The organism is Pseudomonas sp. (assembly GCF_050739655.1).
Taxonomy (GTDB): domain Bacteria; phylum Pseudomonadota; class Gammaproteobacteria; order Pseudomonadales; family Pseudomonadaceae; genus Aquipseudomonas.
In genome coordinates this window covers 1-3377 of record NZ_JBOIBY010000481.1, presented here as the reverse complement: position 1 = coordinate 3377, position 3377 = coordinate 1, and the positions used below count along the sequence as shown (strand labels likewise).

Genomic DNA, 3377 nt, shown 5'->3' with positions numbered 1-3377 from the left:
GTCCTGAAGTTTTTCGCGAGCAAGCTCGCTCCTACAAATGCCTTAACTGACCGGCATTAGGGCAAGCCTCGCTCCTACAAGGAGGGCGTTGGTGCGCGTCAATGCGGTCCATCAGGTCGTAATAGTTTGCATCAATTTGTTACATTCATAGAATAGGTGCATTAATACGACCCATCCCCGAGCAACCGCCATGGCCATCAATTTCGACCTCAACGACCTGCAAGCCTTTCGCGCCGTGGTGGAGCAGGGCAGCTTTCGCAAGGCTGCCGACACGGTGCGCATCTCGCAGCCCGCCCTGAGCCGACGCATTGAAAAGCTCGAAGACGCGCTCGGCGTCAGGTTGTTTGAACGCACCACGCGCAAAGTGAGCCTGACCCAGGCCGGGCGCGGTTTCATGCCCAGCGTCGAGCGCCTCCTGGACGATCTGGACGTGGCATTGCTGGGCATCAGCGAAGTGGCCTCCAGCCGCCAGGGCCATGTCACCGTCGCTTGCGTGCCGTCGGCGGCGTACTACTTCATGCCGCGAGTCATTGCTCACTACCACCGGCAGTTTCCCCGGATCAAGGTCAAGGTGCTCGATTCCAGCGCCCATGACGTACTGAGCGCCGTGGTCAACGGCGAAGCGGATTTCGGCCTGAGTTTCATGGGCACGCTGGAAGCCGAGGTGGATTTCTTGCCCTTGGTGCAAGAGGGTTATGTAGTGGCGTGTCGCCGCGATCATCCGTTGGCGGGACGCCGCAGCGTGACGTGGGACGAGTTTTATCAGCAGGATTACATCTCGCTGGACAAGACCTCAGGCAATCGGTTTTTGCTGGATCAGGCGTTGACCCGCGTGGTGCCGCAGCGGCCGAGCATCTGCGAAACCCGCCATGTGACGACCATGATCGGTCTGGTGGAAGCGGGATTGGGCGTTGCAGCGGTGCCGTTGATGGCGATGCCGGCGGCCGATCACCCGATTCTCACGCGGGTGCCGCTGACCGATCCGCAAGTGATGCGCAGCGTTGGCTTGATCAAGCGCCGGGGCCGAACCTTGACCCCGGCAGCACTTGAACTTGAGCGTCTGGTGGTGGAGATGAAAATCGAGCAGCCTTCGCTCAGCGGCTGACGGAGTCCAGGCCAGTGGCTTTCACATCCGTTTGCGCCTGGGCCGAAGCCATGTAAGCCAGCAATGCTTTGGCTTCTTCCGGGTGTTGCGCGCCGACCGGGATGCCAGCAGCGAACCGGGTGACTGATTGCACCGATTCCGGGATTTTCGCCACAAAACTCACTCCTGGCACCGGGAGCAGTTCGCTGACCTGTTGGAAGCCCAGTTGATAGTCGCCGGAGGCAACCACCGAACCCACGGGGATTTTCGGAACCATGGTTGATTTACCTTTGAGCTGATCTTCGATGCCCAGTCGCTTGAACAACTGCTGCTCGATGTACACCCCGCTGGCACTGTCGGAGTACGCCACTGACCTTGCGTCAAGCAGGGTCTTTTTCAGGCCGTCGACGGAGCTGATATCGGGCTTCGGTGCCCCTTCGCGCACCACCAGGCCGATTCGCGAATCGGCCAGTTCGACCCGTGACGCGGGGTCGACCTTGCCCTGTTTGATCAGGTCGTCCAGCGCGTAACCGACCATGATCACCACGTCCGCCTGTTCACCCCGGGCCAATCGATTGGGGATTGCTTCCGGGGCTTTGCCCATCGAGGGTCCGAGTGCGGTGTCGAGGGTATTGCCGGTGGATGCAGCGAATTTCGGCCCCAGGAGCTTGTAGGCCGCCGTGAAACCACCGGATGTCATCACGCGGATTTCTTCAGCCTGGGCAGCGGTGCTCAGGCCAAGACTGAAGAGCACGCTCAGGGCTGCAACGTTGAATAGTCTTTTCATGTGTGTTCTCGACGGCCTCGGGTTCACGAAAGGGCAGGTTGCAAACGACCGCCGGTACGGCGATAGAGATACAGCGTGGCGCACAACGCACAGAGCGCAGCGACACTCATCCAGTAACCCGGTGCAGCCTTGTCCCCGGTTTACTGGATCAGGAAGGTCGACATCGCCGGGGTGAAACCGCCAAACACGGCGGTGGCCAGGCTATAAGCCAGCGAGAAACCCGCGACCCGCACTTGCACCGGCATGATTTCCGTCAGCGCCGGGATCATCGCGCCGTTGTACAGGCCATAAATGAACGACAGCCACAGCAGCACCAGCAGCATGTTGATGAAGCTTGGTGCCTGCACCAGGTACGACAGCGCTGGATAGGTGGTAGCCAGTGCCAACAACGCCATGGTGATCAACACCGGACGACGGCCGATGCGGTCGGAAAGCGCGCCGCCGATCGGCAGCCAGAAAAAGTTCGAGACGCCTACCAGCAAGGTCACCAGCAGCGCATCGGAGGTGCTCAGGTGCAGCACGGTTTTACCGAAGGTCGGCGCGTAGACGGTGATCAGGTAAAACGCCGTGGTGGTCAGGGCGACCATCATCATCCCGGCGAACACGATCACCCAATTCTGCGCCAGCGTGCGAAACACCTCGGCCATGCTCGGGCGGTGTTTGCGGGCGGTAAATTCTTCGGTTTCCTCCAGATTGCGCCGCAGGAAAAAGATGAACGGCACGATCATGCAGCCAACGAAAAACGGAATCCGCCAGCCCCAGTCAGCAATTTCCGCTGGCGCCATCCATTGGTTCAGGCCATAGCCAAGCGCCGCGGCAACGATGATTGCCACTTGCTGGCTACCCGACTGCCAGCTGGTGAAAAAGCCTTTGTTGCCCGGCGTGGCGATCTCCGAGAGATACACCGAGACACCGCCCAATTCCGCACCCGCCGAGAAGCCTTGCAGCAAACGGCCAATCAGTACGAGGGCCGGGGCAAACAGCCCGATGGTTTCATAACCCGGCACCAGCACGATCAGGATCGTGCCGCTGGCCATGATCGAGAGCGTAACGATCAGTCCTTTGCGACGACCGACATCATCGATGTAGGCACCCAACACCACGGCGCCCAGTGGGCGCATCAAGAAGCCTGCGCCGAACACCGCAAAGGTCATCATCAGTGAGGCGAACTCGCTGCTGGCGGGGAAGAACACGGCAGCAATCTGCGTGGCGTAGAAGCCGAAAAGGAAGAAGTCGAACTGTTCGAGGAAATTACCCGAGGTGACCCGGAAGATGGCACTGGCGCGAGAACGTCCGCGCGGGATTGAGGCTGTCATAGGTAAGTACTCCACCGCTTTTATGACGTGCATCGCTTGTACGCGGCGCACGGTTCTTATTGGGGCGGATAGTGGAGCAGGGGGATCTATATGTTAATTGCATAGTTGGCATGCATTGATGCATGAGGTGGATCAATGGCACTTTCCAGGCTGATCGTTCCCATGCTCCGCGTGGGAATGCAGCCGGGGA

At 59.8% G+C, this 3377-nt stretch carries 2 protein-coding genes and 1 pseudogene; 1 reads left to right on the top strand and 2 read right to left on the bottom strand.

Annotation, left to right across the window (positions count from 1 at the left end; translation table 11 throughout):
• Positions 1–190 precede the first annotated feature (190 nt).
• On the top strand, positions 191–1105 hold the full coding sequence (locus ACRESJ_RS23220; protein ID WP_431759992.1) for a LysR family transcriptional regulator: 915 nt from the start codon (positions 191–193) through the stop codon (positions 1103–1105).
• Here the strand turns inward: ACRESJ_RS23220 and ACRESJ_RS23215 are convergent.
• Together ACRESJ_RS23215 and ACRESJ_RS23210 are read right to left on the bottom strand one after the other, a co-directional pair.
• Positions 1095–1871, bottom strand: a complete 777-nt coding sequence (locus ACRESJ_RS23215; RefSeq protein WP_431759991.1) for a substrate-binding domain-containing protein — start codon at positions 1869–1871, stop codon at positions 1095–1097. The genes ACRESJ_RS23220 and ACRESJ_RS23215 overlap by 11 nt on opposite strands.
• Positions 1872–1894: 23 nt before the next feature.
• Positions 1895–3187, bottom strand: a pseudogene (locus ACRESJ_RS23210) (MFS transporter).
• Between the last annotated feature and the right edge of the window lie 190 nt (positions 3188–3377).

What these genes read in the sequence shown, in the direction of transcription:
- ACRESJ_RS23220 (WP_431759992.1), top strand. Translation starts at nt 191, where the DNA reads ATGGCCATCAATTTCGACCTCAACGACCTGCAAGCCTTTCGCGCCGTG.
- ACRESJ_RS23215 (WP_431759991.1), bottom strand. Translation starts at nt 1,871, where the DNA reads ATGAAAAGACTATTCAACGTTGCAGCCCTGAGCGTGCTCTTCAGTCTT.